Consider the following 18,361-nt stretch of genomic DNA (forward strand, 5'->3'; position numbering starts at 1 on the left):
CGTGGACGGACCACTATCGGGAATACGGGTCGTTGAACTCGGAACTTTGATTGCGGCGCCCTTTGCGGCACGGCTGTTCGCCGAGTTCGGCGCCGAAGTCATCAAGATCGAGCAGCCTGGCAGCGGCGATCCCTTGCGCAGGTGGCGCAAGCTGCATCAGGGCACCTCGCTCTGGTGGTACCTGCAATCGCGCAACAAGAAATCGATCGCGATCGATTTGAAATCGCCTGATGGTCGCGACGTGGCCCTTCGCCTCGCGGCACAAGCCGATGTTGTGATCGAGAATTTCAAGCCGGGCAGTCTCGAGAAGCTTGGCCTCGGCTGGGACGTGCTGTCGAAGCTCAACCCGGACCTGACACTGGTGCGCATCTCCGGTTACGGCCAGACCGGCCCCTATCGCGACCGCTCCGGGTTCGGTGCGATCGGCGAGGCCATGGGCGGGTTGCGCTTCACCACGGGCGATCCGGACAGCCCGCCGGCGCGCGTCGGCATCAGCATCGGCGACAGTCTTGCCTCGCTCCATGGTGTGATCGGCGCGCTGATGTCGCTGCTGCGGGTCAAGACGGGGCAGGGCCGCGGGCAGGTCGTCGACGTCTCGCTCTATGAGAGCGTGTTCAACCTGATGGAGAGCCTGGTCCCCGAATACGATCTCATGGGGCATGTCAGGACTCGCACCGGCGGGGCGCTGCCGGGCATCAGTCCCTCCAATACGTACCCGAGCTCGGACGGTCGCCACGTCGTCATCGCCGGCAATAGCGATGCGATCTTCAAGCGGCTGATGCAGGTGGTCGGCCGTCTGGATCTTGCAGACGATCCGGCGCTCGCAAGCAATGACGGACGGGTCCGCTGCAACGCCATGCTCGATGCCGCCATCGCCGGCTGGACCTCGGAGCGGACGATGGACGAGATCCTCGAGCGCCTCGATGCGGCTGATGTTCCCGCGGGCCGGATCTATTCGGTCGCCGATATCGTCGACGATCCCCATTACGCCGCCCGCGACATGATCCTGTCGACCGAGCTGCCGGGCGACGTCACCGTGAAGATGCCGGGCATCGCGCCAAAGCTCTCCGACACGCCCGGCGTCGTCAAATGGCCGGGCCCGACGCTGGGACAGCACACTGATGAGGTGCTGAGGGACCTCGGCCTGCAGGCTGGAGATATCGCGCAGCTGCGCCGAAGCGGAGCGGTGCAATGACGGCAACGCCGCCCGATATCATGATCCAGGAGGTTGCCCCGCGCGACGGCCTCCAGATCGAAGCGAAATGGGTTGAAACCAGCGACAAGGTCCGGCTGATCAATTCGCTGTCCGCGATCGGGTTCGGCCGCATCGAGGTCTCATCGTTCGTGTCGTCGGCGGCGGTCCCGTCGCTGCGCGACGCGGCGGACGTCTTCGCCGGCATCGAGCGACGTCCCGGCACGATCTATGCGGCGCTCGTCCCGAACCGAAAGGGCGCCGAGCTGGCGCTGGCGGCGCGCGCTGACGAACTCAATTTCGTGATGTCGGCGAGCGAAACGCACAATCGTGCCAACATGAACATGACGCACGCGCAGTCGCTCGCGTCGCTCGGCGAGATCGTGGAGCCGGCCCATGCCGGTGGCGCCTTGGTCAACGCCACCATCGCGACCGCGTTCGGCTGCCCGTTCGAGGGCGTGCAGCCGTTCGAGAAGGTTCTCGACATCGTCAGGCGCTATCTCGACCTTGGGGTCGACGGCGTCACGCTTGCCGATACGACGGGCATGGCCAATCCCAAGCAGGTCTCGCAACTGGTGGACGAGGGCCTGATGCTCGTGCCTGCCGATATGCTCACGCTTCACTTTCACAACACGCGCGGTCTCGGATTGGTCAACGTGCTCGCGGCCTACGACACAGGAGCGCGCCGCTTCGATGCAGCACTCGGCGGCCTTGGCGGCTGTCCATTTGCGCCGGGCGCCACCGGCAACGTCTGTACCGAAGACCTCGTCAATCTCTGCCATGAGATTGGCTTGCGGACCGGTCTCGACCTGCAGCGCTTGATCGATCTGTCGTTCCGATTGCCCGGACTGGTTGGACATGAGGTGCCGGGGCAGGTCGCCAAGGCCGGTCGCCCCCTCGATCTGCATCCCATACCCGAACGACTGCGGCGTTCTGCCTGAGCGGCCGCCAAGCAAAATCTCAAAGCCAAATGGAGGAAACCATGACGATTGCCACGGCGGCGCCGGCCGACCTCGATACCGGGATCACAGAGCATCAAGTGATCAGGAAGATCGCGTGGCGGCTGATGCCGCTGATCATCGTCTGCTATTTCTTCGCGTTCTTCGATCGGGTCAACATCAGCTTCGCCAAGGCCGCGTTGCAGGCCGATCTCGGCCTCAGCAACACGGCTTACGGCTTTGGCGCCAGCCTGTTCGTCGTCGGCTATGTGCTGCTGGAGGTGCCGAGCAACATGCTGCTCTATCGCTTCGGCGCACGGCGCTGGATCGCCCGCATCATGATCTCCTGGGGGCTGGCGACGGCCGCCATGGTCTTCGTTCACAGCGAATGGCAGTTCTATGCGTTGCGCTTCGTGATCGGCGCGATGGAGGCCGGCTTTGCGCCCGGCATTCTCTACTACCTGACGCTCTGGTTTCCGAAATCGCATCGCGGCCGCATGACGTCCGTGTTCTTTCTTGCGACAGCGTTCTCAGGGATCATCGGCGCGCCGATCTCCGGCCTCATCCTGAACTATCTGAACGGCCTGCATGGTCTCGCCGGCTGGCAATGGCTGTTCCTGGCCGGCGGTATTCCGTGCGTTGCCCTTGGCTTGATCGTGCTGCTGCGCTTCGACGACGGGATCGAGCAGGCCGAATGGCTGAGCGATGACGAGCGACGCCTGGTCTTGGTGCAGCTCGATCGCCAGAAGGGAGAGATTGGCGACCATTCGGCCTGGCGTTCGCTTCTGATGCCCGGCGTGCTTTTGCTCGGGTTCATCTACTTCCTGATCCAGATCGCGTCCTACGGCCTCAATTTCTGGGCGCCCGACCTGATCAAGGCGGCCGGCGGCGGCAGTGCGGCTGCGATCGGCTTCCTCACGGCCGTACCTTACATCTGCGGCGCCGTCTGCATGATCGTCGTCGGGCGATTGTCGGATGCCTCGGGCGAGCGCCCGAAGTTCGTCGCGGGCCTGATCCTGGCTGCGGCGGTAGGCTTCTTCGCCTCCGGTGCATTCGACCGGAACGTGGTCACGCTGGTTGGTGCGCTTGCAATCCTTGGTGGAGGTGTGGTCGCGGCCATTCCGACGTTCTGGACTTTGCCTCCGAAGATTCTCGCCGGCGCCGGCGCGGCGAGCGGGATCGCGCTCATCAACACGCTCGGGCAGGTCGGCGGCATCGTCAGCCCGGTCATGGTCGGCTCGGTGAAGGACTGGACCGGCAGCACGACGCCGGCGCTCTATGTCATCGGCGGCTTGTGCGTGCTGTGCGCAGTCCTGCTGCTAACGGTGCTTCCGCGTGACCTGAGGGCCAGGGATGTCGCGGAACCCGCGAGGTAGGCTGCGGCAATCGGCGCGCCTGGGTGACTCGCGTCCAGGAGGGCTCAGATGCAGAGGCTGAGCAGCTTGATGTGGCAGCCGCTGGATTTGGACTTGCTCGCGGGCGCAATCTCGCGCTTCACGGCAACCAGCGGCTCCCTGTCCTTCTTGCCTTTGCCCTTCGGCTCATAATCGCCGGCGATCACCATCACCCAATAGGTGCGTTTGCCGCTGGCATTTCTGGCGCTGGCGATGCCGACGCGGGAGGCGTTGTGGAGCAAGAGGTTCTTGCGGTGGCCCGAGGAGTCGATCCATTGTCCGAGCGTCTTCTCGAAATTGTCGTAGCCGTAGGCGATATTCTCGGCAGCGCGGCCCGCGCCCGCGGGCGCGACGCGCTTGTTGAATGGACCGAGCGCGTCGTGGCTGAGATCGTCCTTGGCCGCCATCGCGCGCGCCTGGTCCATGGCAATGCGGTCGAGCGTAGCGTCGCGGACGACGCGGACCTCACCGTGCTTGAGGCGGAAGCTCGAGATCAGCTCGGCCGGGGTCTCGGCCATTGCGGGCGCAGCCGCCAGCAGCAGAAAGCCGGCGATCAGCCCGCCAACCAAACGATGCGTCGTCGTCCCCCGCCTGCCCATAACCCGCCAAGCCCACCTTTGTTCGACCGCTTCTCCATCGCCAATGTGGACGCTTCAAGGCACCGAGGCCCCCAGCGCTAGCTCGTCGGCAGGTCCGCCTCGAAGTTGAAGCGGTCGCGCAGGTTCTTGCGCTGCTCCAGGATGTCCCTGAGGAAGGCGCGGTCCTGGTCGTTTCTCATCATCGGCTCGATCAGGTCGAGCTGGTTCATGGCGACCAGCTGCAGGATCTCGGTGCGCGGCTTGCCGCTTGTGTCGCGCGGCAACGCATGCACCACCTGGATGTGTTCCGGCGGCTTCGGGCCCTTCGCGGCGGTGAGCTCGATGCGGAGCTGGCCTTCGAGCGTGGCCTGATCCGCCTCGACGAAGGCATAGAGCCCGACGCCGGAGCGGCGGTCGGCGAACGCGACAATGGCCGTATCGCGCACGGCTGGATTCTTGCGGATCAGCTCGGCCAGCACCGGGGCGTCGTTGACGAGCCGCCGGCCGCCGCCCTCGCGGTCGGTGAAGTTGAACAGGCCGCGGGTGATGGCCCGATAGACCTTCTTGCCGGTGGCCAGCCACAGGCTCGCGGCGAACGACTTGTTCGCCAAAACCTTTCGCTCGCGCGGCGTCAGCGCCTCGGGCGCGTAGGAGCGCTTGTGCTTGAGCAGATGCCGCAGGTCTTCATAGGCGAGGATGCGATAGAGCCGTCCGCGCCGGTTGAAGCACGCTGCCAGCTGGAAGTCGGTCACATAGGCGCGGCCATCGCGGCCGACCAGCCAGTTCTGTTCCTTGGCAAGATCGTTGTGGCAGATGCCGGCGCGGCGCAGCCGGCGCAGCGCGGCCTTGGCCGAGCGGAAGTAGGCGACATCGCCATGCGGCTTGGCCAGATGCAATGCGACGCCGTCGACGAAGCCGCGGACCAGGGCGCGGCGGCCGGCCCACAGCAGCTCGGGACCGACGTCGAGACCTTTGGCGTGCACCAGCGCATGCCTCTCGCGGGCGAACAGATGTCGCGCTAGAGCGAATGACCACCACGGCACTTCATCCAGCCGGCGCAGCACCGCGTCGACCTCGCCGCCGTCGCCGCGGAAGCGGCCGCGCTCGACGGTCGAGAACACGTCGCGCTTGAGCAGCACGCCGTCAGTCCAGCGCGCCGAGAGCACCGCGGCGTCGTCTTTGGGGAGGCTCATCGAAGGCTCACGCAGCGGCAGCAATGCGCAGGTGATCGGCGATCCAGCGATCGAGATCGGCGAGCGCCCGTGCGCTCATCGCCTGCTTCTTGGCCACGGTCTTCTCGTTGCCGCGCAGCCGCGTACCGTCGGGCTTCTTGGTCGGCACGCTTGCGAGCGGGGGGAACAGGCCGAAATTGATGTTCATCGGCTGGAACGAGCGCGTGCCCGGCTCGACGGTCTCGATATGGCCGCCGGTGATGTGACCGAGCAGCGATCCCAGTGCCGTCGTCGCCGGCGGGCTCGCGAGCCGCTCGCCGCGAGCATCGGCTGCCGCATAGAGGCCGGCAATCAGGCCGACGCTGGCGGATTCCACATAGCCTTCGCAGCCGGTCATCTGGCCGGCGAAGCGCAGCCGCGGCTGCGCACGCAGGCGCAGCTGGCTGTCGAGCAGCTTTGGCGAGTTGAGGAAGGTGTTGCGATGCAGGCCGCCGAGACGGGCGAACTCGGCCTTCTCGAGGCCTGGAATGGTGCGGAAGATGCGCTGCTGCTCGCCATATTTCAGCTTCGTCTGGAAGCCGACGATGTTGTAGAGCGTGCCGAGCTTATTGTCCTGGCGCAGCTGGACGATGGCATAGGCCTTGGTTGCGGGATCGTGCGCATTGGTGAGGCCGACCGGCTTCATCGGCCCGTGGCGCAAGGTCTCGGGGCCGCGCTCCGCCATCACCTCGATCGGCAGGCAGCCGTCGAAATAGGGCGTGTTGGTCTCCCACTCCTTGAACTCGGTCTTCTCGCCCGCGACCAGCGCGGCGACGAAGCCGTCATATTGCTCCTTGGTCATGGGACAATTGATGTAGTCGGCGCCATTGCCGCCGGGGCCGACCTTGTCGTAGCGCGACTGGAACCAGGCCACCGACATGTCGATGGACTCGCGGTGCACAATCGGCGCGATCGCGTCGAAGAAGGCGAGCGCGTTCTCATCCGTAAGTTCGCGGATGGAATCGGCGAGCGGGGCGGAGGTGAGGGGGCCGGTTGCAACGATCACGTTGCTCCAGTCGGCCGGCGGCAGGCCTGCGACCTCGCCGCGGGCGATCTCGATCAGGGGATGGTCGTTCAGCGCCTTGGTGACGGCCGCCGAGAAGCCGTCGCGGTCGACCGCCAGCGCGCCGCCGGCGGGCACCTGGTTGGCATCGGCTGCGCGCATGATCAGCGAGTCGAGCCGGCGCATCTCCGCATGCAGCAGCCCGACGGCATTGTTGGCGGCGTCGTCCGAGCGGAACGAATTGGAGCAGACGAGCTCGGCCAGCCCGTCGGTGCGGTGCGCCTCGGTCATGCGGTCTGGCCGCATCTCGTGCAGCACCACGGGCAGGCCGGATTTGGCGACCTGCCAGGCGGCCTCGGAACCGGCAAGGCCGGCGCCGATCACATGGACGATGTTGGATTGGGGTCCTGTCATGGAGCGGACAGGTAGCGCTTTTTGGCGGCCAGTGGAATCGCCGAGATCGAGTTTTCAGCCGCTAGAGACGACAACGCCCGCACGAGGCGGGCGCTATCGGTTCGTCCAGTAAGGGCTGAACGATATCAGCCCTGGTACTGACCGGCGGCAACGCGCGGGATGTCCGAGCGATCGAGGCCGATGTCGGCCAGTTCGCGATCGCTGAGCTGGGACAATTCGGCAACATTGCGCTGATAGTCCCGGAAAGCCTGGATCATGCGGATGAGCGAGAGCAGCATTGGTAGTCTCCTGTAGTTCGATTCAGCTCTTGCCGGAGCCTCATCGTTGAAATGAATATATATGAGAGTAGTGCAGTGCGAAAGTTCCGATGTTGCGATGCAGCTAAGCGCAGCGTGCATAGCGCTGGTAACGGACGATTAACCTGCAGGCAACCTCGCCCGAACGAAGGACGAAGCGGACCTCATTCTGTCATAAAGCTCCGTGGATACACGGGCTTAAGGCGGCTGTCGGGACGGTCCTCTCCCATGCGGAAATAGATTGCGTTCCCGCTGTCCGCAAGGCGAGCGTCCAGCGTCTAGGCCCAAGTCTCGCATGCGCAAACCGCATGCGATGTTGGCCTATAGAAATGAATTTTGATTCACTTGAGGGGTGCGCGCGTAGGGACACCAGCTAGCGATTCGGCGAGCTCTTAGCCGGCGGCCGGATGTTTTAGGGGGCGTGCGCGAGCTGGGTGGCGAAATAGGCGACGGTCTTGGAATAGACCTCGCTCTTGTTCCATTGCTGTAGCACCGCAAAATTCGGACTGCCGGGTTGCCAATCCTTGCCGCGCTGCCAGCCATAGCTGGCGAGATAATTGGCGGTGGAGGCGAGAACGTCGGGCGCATTGTGAAGGAGATCGCGCTTGCCATTGCCGTCGAAATCGACAGCGTATTTCAGCCAGGACGACGGCATGAACTGGGTCTGACCGAGCTCGCCGGCCCAGGCGCCCTTCATGTCGCCGGGGGCCAGGTCGCCACGCTGGACGATGCGCAGCGCATCCATCAGCTCGGCGCGAAACTGCTCGGAACGACGGCAGTCATAAGCCAGCGTCGCTAGCGAGCGGATGGTCGCGAACTTGCCGGTGTTGACGCCGAAATCGGTCTCAAGACCCCAGATCGCGACCAGCACCTCGCCGGGCACGCCATAGGTCTGCTCGATGCGGGAGAGCACCGAGCCGTATTGCTTCATCATGTTGGAGCCGCGCGTCATCCGCGGCGGCACCATGCGGCCGGAAAACTCCTCGAAGGTCTGGGTGAAGACTTTTTGCGACTTGTCACGGTTGAGCACGTTCTGGTCGAGCGTCACGCCGGCAAGCCCGGCGGCAATGGCCTGCTGCGAGATGCCTTTGGCAGCGGCGTCCGCTTTGAAGTCGGCAAGCCAGGCGTCGAAATTTCCGGAGCCGCAGGCGACCGCAGCAAGTACTGGCTGGGCGGACAGGATGGACGCGGAGAGGGCGAAGGCTGCGAGAGCGAGACGAGAAATCGTCGGGGTCATCAGATGAAATGGATTCCGTGAAGTGATCTGACCGGCGGCGCAATCTCGATTGTAACCGCGGCCAAAGCAAGGCGTATGACGGTTCGCGATCCTGCCCGAGCGAGGCTCGGACAGGACCGCATGTCACGATATCGTCAGCCGCCCGTCCTGTTACGCCAGGGGAAGAGGTTGGCGGGGAAGTCAGCGGCCGGCTTGCGCGGACGCTGCGGTGGGGGCGGCACCGGCCGTGCGCCGGGCTCGGACACGATCACCTTGCGGTAGAGGTGCCAGGTGGCATGGCCGAGCAGGGGGATCACCACAGCAAGGCCGAGGAAGGCCGGGATCGTGCCGAGCGCCAGCAGCACCGCCACGATCACGCCCCAGGCTGCCATCGGCACCGGGTTCTTGGCGACGACGCGGAGCGAGGTCACCATCGCCTCGAATGCCCCGGCATGGCGGTCGAGCATCAGGGGGAACGACACGGCGCTGATGCAGAGTGCCGCGAGCGCGAACAGGAAGCCAGTGCCGCAGCCGACCACGATCAGCCACCAGCCTTGCGGAGTGGTCAGCACGCGCGTCACGAAATCGGAGATCCCGGTCACGCCTTCGTAGCCGAATGCCGACACATAAATGGCCTGCGCGGTTGCAACCCAGGTCACGAACAGGGCGAGCAGCAGCGTGCCGAGGCCGAGCATCGCGCCGAACGAGGGCGAACGCAGCACCTCCATGGCATCCCAGGCGCTCGCCTCTTCACCGCGTTCGCGCCGGCTGGAGAGCTCGTAGAGACCGAGCGCCGCGAACGGCCCGATCAGTGCAAAGCCGGCGGCCAGCGGAAACAACAGCGGCAACACCGAATAGCCCATCACCACGCGGGCGAGCACGAGGCCCAGCACCGGATAAATCACGCAGAGGATGATGGCGTGGCTCGGCACCGCCTTGAAATCCTCCCAGCCGCGCTTCAGCGCGTCGTGCAGATCGGAGAGTTGGATGGTACGGATCACCGGTCCAGCCGCGTCAGTGGGCCGGGCCATCGTCGGGACATTGCCCTGGTAGAATGTGGCCATGGTCGCTAGCTCCCTTGCCAAGCGGCCGAGTCCGGCGCCGGTAACGGCGCAAGCGGCCGCCATTCTCTGAGTTGCGCGATCCCGAACCAGACGCGAATTCCGGAAGGCATCGCAAGCTGAGCGTGAAGGGTACGCCTATTTCCGAGTCCTGTCGCTCACGCTTGGGTGAAATTCGATGCCGCAGCGCAACTTCGAATGTGTCATTCGGTCGTCATTTCGCCGCAGATAAGCTGATGCTGCTTGTTGGCTCGCGGAACTTCGCGGGCGCAGCGGCGTAACTTCGTCTATAAGGCCATTCAGGGTCCTTCCAACGGATCCTTTTCGGGGAGCAGACATGAGCATTTTCGGGAAAATCATGGGCGCGATCTTCGGCAGCCATCCGGCTTCCGCCGCACCCGCAGGCAGCGCACCGTCGAACAGCGCGCCTGCAGGCGCTGCGCCGAGCGGATCGGCGCCGTCATCGGCTCCCGGTGCAGCGCCCGCGGCAACGGTCGACGTCGCCGCGATCGTCGACAAGGCCGCGGCCGCGCACAAGGGCGAGAAGCTGGAGTGGCGCACCTCGATCGTCGACCTCATGAAGGCGCTCGACGTCGATTCCAGCCTTGCCGCGCGCAAGGACCTCGCCAAGGAGCTCGGCTATACCGGCGACATGAACGACTCGGCCAGCATGAACGTCTGGCTGCACAAGCAGGTCATGTCCAAGCTCGCCGCCAATGGCGGCAAGCTGCCGCCGGAGATCAAGCACTGATCGATTGCTTGGTCATTGCCAGGCATTAGCAGGGCCCGCGATCTCGCGGGCTCTTTTGCTTTCAGGCGACGAGGTCGGCATCTTCCGGATGCCGATCGAGATAATCGACGACGAAGCCGCAGCCCGCGATCACTTTCCTGCCGTCGCGGCGGATCAGCTCCAGCGCGCCCTTCACCAGCTCCGACCCGACGCCGCGGCCGCGCAGCGCGCGCGGCGTTTCGGTGTGAGTGATAATCACCGCGGACGGCGTCAGCCGGTAATTGGCGAAGGCGATTTCGCTGCCGACGTCGAGCTCGAAACGGCTCTTGTCCTTGTTGTCGCGAACCGATGCCGCCATGCCAGATCCTTCCGACGTGCCTGTTGCTTGCTGATCTAGGAGCGCGGGCCCGCCCTTGGCAAGGCGCGGCCGAGGGAGGTTGCTGCAGGGCAGCTATCCGCACATGCCACGCGAGAGCCCCCAAAAATTCCCTCGTCCCGTTCTTGCAAGTTCCGCGGCCGACCCCACGTCCTCTAGAGGACATACGCCCGAATGCGGCCGGCAAGGTCGCTAGACATTCGGTGTGTCATGATCGCCGGCCGCAGACGTATGCCTCTTTGTAGGAGGGTACGATGTCGGACTTTGGTTTCTTGAATACTCATCGAACATGGGAAGACTGGTGCGGGATGCTGCTCGGCGCGCTGATTGTGGTCTCGCCGTGGTTTCCGATTCAGGATCGAGTGCCCCTCGCTGGACACGACATGATGATCCTGAACGCGGTCGCAGGCGGCCTCGTCGTGTTTGGCATCAGCCAGCTCGAATATGTCGCGCTGCAGCGCTGGCAAGAGGTGGCGACGATCCTGGTCGGACTGTGGCTCATCGCCTCGCCCTATGTCCTCGGCTATTCCGGTGAAGGCGCGCTTCGCATCTATCACACGAGCCTCGGTGCGGTGGTGGTGCTGCTCGGCCTGCTCCAGCTGTGGCAGGATTGGGATCTGAACGACCAGGACATGCTGAGGCACGGACGATAGGCGGGGGATATCGGCGGGTCCGCCGGCGACGGACGGCGGGCCTGCATGCTCATGGTTTCACCAGGTCCTGATAGTCCGGATGCTTCTCGATCCACGCTTTCACGAACGGACATTGCGGGATCAGCTTCAATCCGGCCGCGCGGACCTCGTCGAGCGCGCCTTGCACCAGTCTTGAGCCGACGCCCTTGCCGCCGAGCTCCTTCGGGACCTCGGTGTGCTCGAAGGTGATGACGTCGCCATCGAGCTTGTAATGTTCGGTCGCAAGATGCCCTTCGACCTCGAGCTCATAGCGGTGATGGGCCTTGTTGTTGATGACGTCGCTCATGTCGTCTCCGATCAGCCTTTCAGCGAGTCCGCCGGCCAGGGGTCACGCACGAAGTCGTAACGCCCGGTCAGGTCGGCGGGTTTCCGCTCGTTGGGGTGGCCGATGATGGCCGTTCGGTTCAATTGCTCGCTTTGGCGAGCCTGGAATCTTCGGGCTGCGGCTGCGGACGAAGGCAGCCTTGGCAGATGACCAGGGAGCGGTTGACCCTGGCTTCCTGTTCGTCCGCCATGCCATCCTGCGCGTGCCACCATTCTCCGGAGGAGGGCTGAAGTCCCGCTTCCGCCCGGTTGCGCTCGGCGCCGCTGCCGCGCGCGGCACGTGATGATAGGCCCGAGGCGGAACGCGGCTGGTTGGGATCCTCGCCGGCACCGTCCCAAGCATAACGCGCGGGCCTGAAGGCAGGATCGGGTGCGAGATAAGCTTGCGGGGCGACGGCACATCCGCCGAGCGCCAGCGACAACAGGAGGACGGCGGGCGCTTTGACCATGATGCGGCACTCTGTACGCGAGAACTGACGGAGGTTGCGCCGATCATGTTTAAAATTCCCTGAACGTTTGGCTGGGCTGCGCCGCGCCTCACGGTCTTGCGGCGGCATGTTCGATGGCGATAAATGGCCTGCAATGAGCGGACCGCGCGCGCCGTCCGCCGCCGGAGAGGAAGCCCGATGCAGCCCTTGCGCATGTCCCGCCGCGTCATGAATCTCGCTCACATGCTGACCCAGAATGCGCGGCGGCATGGGACGCGCCTCGGCTTTGTCTGGGGGGACAAATCCTGGACCTGGCGCGAGATCGATGCGCAGGTCTCCGCGCTGGCCGCGGCGCTCGCCGCGCGCGGCATCAGCAAGGGGGACCGCATCCTCGTGCATTCCAAGAACGGCGACGAGATGTTCTTCTCGATGTTCGCAGCGTTCCGGCTCGGTGCGGTCTGGGTGCCCACCAATTTCCGTCTGATGCCGGACGAGGTCACTTATCTCGCGCAGGCCTCCGGCGCGAAAGGATTCCTGTGCCATGCCGATTTTCCGGAGCATGCCGCGGCCGTGACGGGCGGAGCGCTGGAATTCACCTGGAGCATCGGCGGCAAGGCCGCCTTCGGCGAGCACTCTGTGGCCGATGCGATCGCCTCGAAGGCTGGTACCGTCGTCGAGAACGTCGCGGTCGAGCATGACGATCCCTGCTGGTTCTTCTTCACCTCGGGAACCACCGGCCGTTCCAAGGCGGCGGTGCTGACGCATGGCCAGATGGGTTTTGTCGTCACCAACCATCTCGCCGATCTGACGCCTGGAGTCACCGAAAACGATGCCTCGCTTGTGGTGGCGCCGCTGTCGCATGGTGCCGGCGTGCATCAGCTGGTGCAGACCGCGCGTGGCGTGCGCACCGTGCTGCTGCCGACCGAGAAGTTCGACATCGACGAGGCGTTCCGCCTGATCGAGAAGCACCGTGTCAGCAATCTCTTCACCGTGCCGACGATCCTCAAGATGATGGTCGAGCACCCCGCCGTCGACAAATACGATCACTCCTCGCTGCGCCACGTGATCTATGCCGGCGCGCCGATGTATCGCGAGGACCAGAAGACGGCGCTGAGGAAGCTCGGCAAGGTCATCGTGCAGTATTTTGGACTCGGCGAGGTCACCGGCAACATCACGGTGCTGCCCGCGGCGCTGCACGATCCCGATGACGGGCCGCATGCGAAGATCGGCACCTGCGGTTTCGAGCGCACAGGCATGCAGGTTTCGATCCAGGATGACGAAGGCCGCGAGCTCGGGGCAAACCAGAGCGGCGAGATTTGCGTGATCGGGCCGGCCGTGCTCGCCGGCTATTACGACAACCCCGAGGCCAATGCGAAGGCGTTCCGCAACGGCTGGTTCCGCACCGGCGACCTCGGCCACATGGACGAGGAAGGGTTTGTCTACATCACGGGACGCGCGTCGGACATGTACATCTCCGGCGGCTCCAACATCTATCCGCGCGAGATCGAGGAGAAGATCTTGACCCATCCCGCGGTCGGCGAGGTCGCCGTACTCGGCGTGCCCGATGCGACCTGGGGCGAGGTCGGCGTCGCCGTCTGCGTTGCGCGCGAGGGTGCGAAGCCGGTGAGTGAAGCCGAGATGGCGGCATTCCTCTCACCAAAGGTCCCGCGCTACAAGATGCCGAAGCGCTTCTTCTTCTGGGAGGCGCTGCCGAAATCCGGCTATGGCAAGATTCCAAAACGCATGGTGCGCGACGAGCTCGAGGCGCGCGGGCTGCTCGATCTCGACAAGACGAAGACGGGCTGAGCGCAGGCGATGCGGAGTATCAAGCAGCCGGGCGCGCTTGTTGCCGAACGCATCCAATGGGTGGAGGCGAGGGGGCGTGCCTTTACGTTCACCCTTCAAGCCGGCCTGCCGCTGCTGGAAGCCGCGCACCGCGGCTTTGCGGCGGAAGGTTTTGCGGGCGGCGTGCTGAATTTCGGCCGCGGCGCGCTCGGGCCGTTCGCCTATGTGATGCCGGCGTTGTCGAAGACCGGCGAAAACGCCGCGTTCTACAGCGACACCTATCGGCCCGCAGGCGTGACGCGCACCAGGCTCGGCAGCATGACGCTCGGCATGCGCGACGGCACGCCGTTCTTTCATTGCCACGGGCTCTGGACCGAGGCGGACGGCAAGGCGAGCGGCGGCCACATGCTGCCGGACGAGACCGTTGTCGCCGAGCCATTCGCGGTCGAAGCCTTCGGCATCGACGGCGCGATGTTCGCCGCCGAGCCAGACCCCGAGACCAATTTCAAGCTGTTCGGGCCGGGCACGGCCGCGAGCACCGGTGCGCGCACGACGAGCCGCGCCTTCGCGTTGCGGCTGCGGCCGAACCAGGATTTTGCTGGCTGCCTCGAAGAGTTTTGCCGTGCTCACGGCATCGCGCGTGCGAAGATTCATGGTGGTGTCGGCTCGACCATCGGCGCGCGCTTCACCCATGGGGGCGTGACTGAGCCGTTCGCTACAGAGCTGGCGGTGACGGCAGGCGCGATCGCGCCGGGTTCCTCCGGTGCGCTGGAAGCTGCGCTCGATGTTGCGCTGATCGATTACACCGGCGGCATTGCGGAGGGCCGTTTGGTCCGCGGCGACAACCCCGTCTTGATGACCATGGAGCTGGTGCTCGAGGTGCTGGGCTAGTCTCGCCGGGCGATCATCAGTGAGCAGGTAATTTGGCAATGGCCAGGTACGTGGATTCACTCACGCTCGATAGGCCTGAGTTCGATCCTTGAAACAGGTTGAGCAAGGGCGATTGAGCTTGATCGATGCTCTCGCTGTTTCTGACGTCGTACATGGCGGAGAAACGGTTCAACAGCTTTTCGACCTTCGCGGGATCGGACAGATCCTTGATCTTCATGTATCTGTCCACAAACTTGGCCTGTTGATCGATCGGCATCGCCGCCATCGAATCGGGCAGGTTGAAGGTGGTCCTGAACACCTCCGAAAGAGCCTTGTCGGCAAGGATGTCGTATGCGGATGTGACGTCGCCCGCCTTGCGCTGGAAATAGAGCGCCAGCCGCACGCCGGGATTGGTATTGCCTTGCTGCTGCTCCAGGCTTTGCTGGAGATAGTTCGACTGCGTTTCCCGGAATTGATCGCGCTTCTGTGGCCCCATCATCGGGAGGCGTGCGACGTTGCCCTTGCTGTCGAAATTGAACGACGCCACGATTTCGGCAAAGCGAGGATCGCTCTGCGTGTTCGCAAAACTCTTCGGATCGTTCAGGTCGGAGGCGAAGATCTTCTTGAGAAATTCGGTGCTGACCTTCCTGGGATCCAACCCCTTGGCCAGCAGAATGAAGTCGACCATCGGCCGGTTTGCAAGCAGATCGGAAACACTGTCGATGCCTGCGATCGCCTCCTGATAAGCCGTCGCATCCTTGGTGGCTTCGGCCCGAACTGCCGCCTGCTGCTGGGTGCTCGCCGTGCTTGCGCTTTTCACCGCTGAAATAATGTAGTCCTTTGCAATCTGGAGGACTTCGGCAGCATCCTGCGCCACCAGGGGGGTCGTCAGATTGCCTTTTGCATCGAAGTTGAAGGCGCGTGCGAGTTGAACATATCGATCGTCCTTGAGAGTATAGACGTAGCTCTTGGGATCGCTGAGGTCGCTTTCGAGGACTTTTTTCATGGTGGCCGGCGAGATCTCTTTGGGATCGAGGCCGACGGCGCCCAGTGCAAAATCATACACGCCAGGCGTCGACACGAACGCATCGACTGATTTGATCTTGAGGAGGTCCGCTCTGAATTGCTTGATGGCCACGGCTTCGTAGATCGGGCTTGCCGCCGCGTAGACGGCGGCCTTGCTGTCGTCGAACCGTTGTTTCGTGAGCGCGATATTTGCGGCGGTCTGCGCCGGCGTGCCGGCCGGAAGCGCCCCGTCGGGCAAGAACTCGAATGCGCCGGCCAAGTCTACAAACCCGTCAATCGTCGCGATCTGGTCGTTGAGATCGGAAACGCTCTTCGTATACGACTCCATGTGATATTTTTCGATCAGGATCTGGACCTTCAACTGGGTCACGTCAGCGCCTGGTTGCGAGAGTTGGGCTGTGTAATCGGCGATCTTTGTATTGGTGGCGCTCACATCTGATTGGGCTTGAGCAAGCTGGCCGTTGAGGCCGGTCAACTGAGACGCGAAGGTGGTGTTGACGTAGCTGTTCGGCTCGGATGGATCGGAGCGCAGGACCTGGCTTATCGTGTCACGCGGCCATTTGCTTTCATCGATCCCGAATGCCGAGTAGACGTAGTTGCGAAGACGGTCGTTGTTCAGGAACTGGTCTGCGGTGCGGATGCTGCCGATCTGGGCGCTGTAGTAATTCGAATCGTCGGCAAGTGCATCGACCCGGCTCTTCCTGGTCGCTGTGTACAGACCGATCATCTCTTCGGTCTGGTTGTCCGATTGCGCAACCGGCGTCGCGGTGCCGCTAAAGGAAAATGCCGCGGCAAACTCCCGGTAGCGCTTGTCGACCAGCTTGTTGACGAAGCTTTGGGAGTTGGAGAGGTCACTCTCCAGCACCTTTTTCATGAACGCCTTGGCGTAGGCCATGTCTTCCAGGCCATACGCCTTCATCGCATAATGATAGAGGCGATAGTCCTTCATGAACTCATCGACGGTCTTCACCTTGCCGATGTTGGCTTTGTAATACGCGGCCTCTCGCGCGACGTCGGGTTGCTGCTCGACCCGGGTCAGGGACTGCTTGAGATTGCGCGTAATGTAGTTGTAGCTGAAATAGGTTGATACCATCGCGCATTCCTTGCGGCTTTACGGTCCCGGACGTCCTCATGCCGGGTTTTGTTTCTGTTTGTTGCTATCTGTTTCTCAGATGCTGCTTTCGCGAGGATTGTGTTCCTGATATGTTCCGGCCGGAAGACGGGTCAGAATAGGTTGGAAGCCGGACATGAGCCGAAGAAGCGGTCGAACCATCAACCTGCCGGCGCCTTACCTGAAACGGGTCTGGCTCGACCCCTCGCAGGTCCACGACCGCAAGGTCTATCCGTTTTGCCTGCCGATTTTTCCGGATGATTTCGAACTCAACTTCGAGGCCGCCATCACGGTCATCGTCGGAGAGAACGGCACCGGGAAGTCGACGATCCTCGAGGGGATCGCGGCGCTCGCCGGCTACGACGATGCCGGGGGCGGCAAGGGGTACATGCCGGTCGATCACTCCGAAGCCCGCGAGAGGATGGGCAGCCAACTGTCCAGGGCGCTCCGCGCAAGCTGGCTGCCGAAGATCACCAATGGCTGGTTCCTTCGTGCCGAGAGCTTTTTTTCGGTGGCGCGATATCTGGACAAGGCGGCGCGGGATGCCGGCCAGGTCGGCCCCGATTTCCTGTCGCATTCCCACGGGGAAGGCTTCCTGCGCTTCTTCGAAGAACGCTGCCAGCGCCAGGGCATTTTCATCTTCGACGAGCCGGAATCCGCGCTCTCGCCATCGCGGCAGATCGAATTCCTCAAGCTGCTGCGCCGCATGGACGAGTCCCGAATCTGCCAGGTCATCATGGCGACCCACTCGCCGATGCTGATGGCCTATCCCGGCGCGCGGCTGCTGCGGCTCGGGAAATACGGGCTGGAGCCGACGAGGGTCGAAGAGACCGATCATTATCGGGTGATGCGGGAGTTCTGCGACGATCCGCGCGGGTTCGTGGAGGCGACGCTGGAGGAGTGAGGTTGGACTGACGATCGGTCTCTCCATCGTCATTGCGAGCGAAGCGAAGCAATCCAAAATCCCCTGCGGAGACAGTCTGGATCGCTTCGCTGCGCTCGCAATGACGGAGTGTGATGTTAGTCGCTCCTCTCGTGTCCTGGACGCGACGCAGCGCGCAAGCGGTGCGGCGCAGAGCCGGGACCCAGGAGACGCACTGATCGCTGGTGCGTGGGCCTCCGGCTCTGCAGCGCACCGCCGAAGGGGGGCGCTGCGCTGCGTCCGGGGCACGAGAGCGGAATTCATCTTGGCATCCGAATCCAAATCGTAAGCGCGGCTTCGCATTCTCGCGGCCTATTCCGCCCGAGCTTTGCCTTAGTCGCCGCCCTCGAAAGTGCCGAGGGCGCAGGGAAGGCCGGGTGCCGGCCGGGCACCCACGGTCCACTGTGCGAAGCGTGTGCTTGAAAAACTGCACAGCGGCATACAGGTGAAGCCAAACATCCGGCCTTCCCTGCGCAGTGGTTTGACGGCTTATGTCGCGCTCTCCCCGGGGAGCGATGCACTATTGCCCCCGTCGCCTTGCGGATGGCTGATGCACGGACCCGGTCGGGCCGCCACATCACCGCAACACTTGGCGCACAGACCCCGGGCGCCAGGACCACACGATTTTGCCGTACGCGAGGCTGCACCGGTCGTGTGCGCGCAGCGTTCGCTCACGGTTTCCCGCCCTGCAAACCACCGTCGCGCCGACGCCGCCTGCGTCCACCACGTCCCATCCCGCATTCGTGACGATCGCGATACGCCCCTCGGCTCGGAATAGGATGGCCGCAACATGC

At 63.8% G+C, this 18,361-nt stretch carries 18 protein-coding genes; 8 read left to right on the top strand and 10 right to left on the bottom strand.

What is annotated here, in order from left to right:
* The first annotated feature begins 1 nt into the window (after position 1).
* The 3 genes from JJB99_RS18950 to JJB99_RS18960 are packed head-to-tail and all read left to right on the top strand — an operon-like array spanning position 2 to position 3,506.
* A complete protein-coding gene (locus JJB99_RS18950; protein ID WP_200493862.1) occupies positions 2-1,195 on the top strand; it encodes a CaiB/BaiF CoA transferase family protein in 1,194 nt (397 codons plus the stop codon).
* Positions 1,192-2,133, top strand: coding sequence for a hydroxymethylglutaryl-CoA lyase (locus tag JJB99_RS18955; RefSeq protein ID WP_200493863.1), 942 nt, complete (start codon positions 1,192-1,194; stop codon positions 2,131-2,133). The genes JJB99_RS18950 and JJB99_RS18955 overlap by 4 nt, the downstream gene beginning before the upstream one ends.
* 41 nt (positions 2,134-2,174) lie before the next feature.
* Positions 2,175-3,506 carry an MFS transporter gene (locus JJB99_RS18960; RefSeq protein WP_200493864.1) on the top strand — a complete coding sequence of 444 codons (1,332 nt, stop codon included), beginning with the start codon at positions 2,175-2,177 and terminating at the stop codon, positions 3,504-3,506.
* Positions 3,507-3,550: 44 nt separating this feature from the next.
* Here JJB99_RS18960 and JJB99_RS18965 read toward each other — a convergent pair whose 3' ends face one another.
* The 6 genes from JJB99_RS18965 to JJB99_RS18990 form a co-directional block, all read right to left on the bottom strand.
* Positions 3,551-4,123: a CAP domain-containing protein gene (locus JJB99_RS18965; RefSeq protein WP_200493865.1), complete on the bottom strand. Its 573-nt coding sequence runs from the start codon at positions 4,121-4,123 to the stop codon at positions 3,551-3,553.
* Between the two features lie 77 nt (positions 4,124-4,200).
* Positions 4,201-5,295: a serine/threonine protein kinase gene (locus JJB99_RS18970; protein WP_200493866.1), complete on the bottom strand. Its 1,095-nt coding sequence runs from the start codon at positions 5,293-5,295 to the stop codon at positions 4,201-4,203.
* Positions 5,296-5,302: 7 nt separating this feature from the next.
* Positions 5,303-6,730 carry a methylenetetrahydrofolate--tRNA-(uracil(54)-C(5))-methyltransferase (FADH(2)-oxidizing) TrmFO gene (gene trmFO / locus JJB99_RS18975; protein WP_200493867.1) on the bottom strand — a complete coding sequence of 476 codons (1,428 nt, stop codon included), beginning with the start codon at positions 6,728-6,730 and terminating at the stop codon, positions 5,303-5,305.
* A gap of 125 nt (positions 6,731-6,855) precedes the next feature.
* A complete protein-coding gene (locus JJB99_RS18980) occupies positions 6,856-7,008 on the bottom strand; it encodes a DUF1127 domain-containing protein (protein WP_007590701.1) in 153 nt (50 codons plus the stop codon).
* Positions 7,009-7,438: 430 nt separating this feature from the next.
* Complete coding sequence (locus JJB99_RS18985; protein ID WP_200493868.1) at positions 7,439-8,263, bottom strand: lytic murein transglycosylase; 825 nt, start codon at positions 8,261-8,263, stop codon at positions 7,439-7,441.
* A 134-nt stretch (positions 8,264-8,397) separates the two neighbouring features.
* On the bottom strand, positions 8,398-9,306 hold the full coding sequence (locus JJB99_RS18990) for a DUF2189 domain-containing protein (protein WP_200493869.1): 909 nt from the start codon (positions 9,304-9,306) through the stop codon (positions 8,398-8,400).
* Positions 9,307-9,640: 334 nt separating this feature from the next.
* Between JJB99_RS18990 and JJB99_RS18995 the strand changes: the two genes are divergently transcribed.
* Positions 9,641-10,054 (top strand): DUF3597 domain-containing protein, encoded by a 414-nt coding sequence (locus JJB99_RS18995; RefSeq protein WP_200493870.1) that lies wholly within the window; start codon positions 9,641-9,643, stop codon positions 10,052-10,054.
* A gap of 61 nt (positions 10,055-10,115) precedes the next feature.
* Here the strand turns inward: JJB99_RS18995 and JJB99_RS19000 are convergent, their stop codons facing one another.
* Entirely contained in the window at positions 10,116-10,391 is a 276-nt protein-coding gene (locus JJB99_RS19000; RefSeq protein WP_200493871.1) for a GNAT family N-acetyltransferase, read from the bottom strand.
* A gap of 272 nt (positions 10,392-10,663) precedes the next feature.
* On the opposite strand from JJB99_RS19000, the gene JJB99_RS19005 reads away from it, so the two are divergent.
* Positions 10,664-11,062 carry an SPW repeat domain-containing protein gene (locus JJB99_RS19005; RefSeq protein WP_200493872.1) on the top strand — a complete coding sequence of 133 codons (399 nt, stop codon included), beginning with the start codon at positions 10,664-10,666 and terminating at the stop codon, positions 11,060-11,062.
* Positions 11,063-11,111: 49 nt separating this feature from the next.
* Here the strand turns inward: JJB99_RS19005 and JJB99_RS19010 are convergent, their stop codons facing one another.
* Together JJB99_RS19010 and JJB99_RS36270 are read right to left on the bottom strand one after the other, a co-directional pair.
* Positions 11,112-11,387: a GNAT family N-acetyltransferase gene (locus tag JJB99_RS19010; protein ID WP_200493873.1), complete on the bottom strand. Its 276-nt coding sequence runs from the start codon at positions 11,385-11,387 to the stop codon at positions 11,112-11,114.
* Between the two features lie 118 nt (positions 11,388-11,505).
* Positions 11,506-12,123: a hypothetical protein gene (locus JJB99_RS36270; protein ID WP_246775363.1), complete on the bottom strand. Its 618-nt coding sequence runs from the start codon at positions 12,121-12,123 to the stop codon at positions 11,506-11,508.
* Here JJB99_RS36270 and JJB99_RS19020 point away from each other — a divergent pair.
* Both JJB99_RS19020 and JJB99_RS19025 read left to right on the top strand, forming a co-directional pair.
* Positions 12,052-13,659, top strand: a complete 1,608-nt coding sequence (locus JJB99_RS19020) for an acyl-CoA synthetase (RefSeq protein ID WP_200493875.1) — start codon at positions 12,052-12,054, stop codon at positions 13,657-13,659. The two genes, JJB99_RS36270 and JJB99_RS19020, sit on opposite strands and share 72 nt — an antisense overlap.
* Before the next feature lie 9 nt (positions 13,660-13,668).
* Positions 13,669-14,529, top strand: a complete 861-nt coding sequence (locus tag JJB99_RS19025; protein ID WP_200493876.1) for a PCC domain-containing protein — start codon at positions 13,669-13,671, stop codon at positions 14,527-14,529.
* Positions 14,530-14,545: 16 nt separating this feature from the next.
* Here JJB99_RS19025 and JJB99_RS19030 read toward each other — a convergent pair whose 3' ends face one another.
* Entirely contained in the window at positions 14,546-16,627 is a 2,082-nt protein-coding gene (locus JJB99_RS19030) for a DUF1217 domain-containing protein (protein ID WP_200493877.1), read from the bottom strand.
* Positions 16,628-16,781: 154 nt separating this feature from the next.
* Between JJB99_RS19030 and JJB99_RS19035 the strand changes: the two genes are divergently transcribed.
* The gene (locus JJB99_RS19035) at positions 16,782-17,549 is read left to right on the top strand and encodes an AAA family ATPase (protein ID WP_200493878.1); all 768 of its coding nucleotides are present in this window, start codon (positions 16,782-16,784) and stop codon (positions 17,547-17,549) included.
* Positions 17,550-18,361 lie beyond the last annotated feature (812 nt).

Origin of the sequence: Bradyrhizobium diazoefficiens (assembly GCF_016616235.1) — a bacterium.
In the GTDB taxonomy this organism is placed as follows: domain Bacteria; phylum Pseudomonadota; class Alphaproteobacteria; order Rhizobiales; family Xanthobacteraceae; genus Bradyrhizobium; species Bradyrhizobium diazoefficiens_H.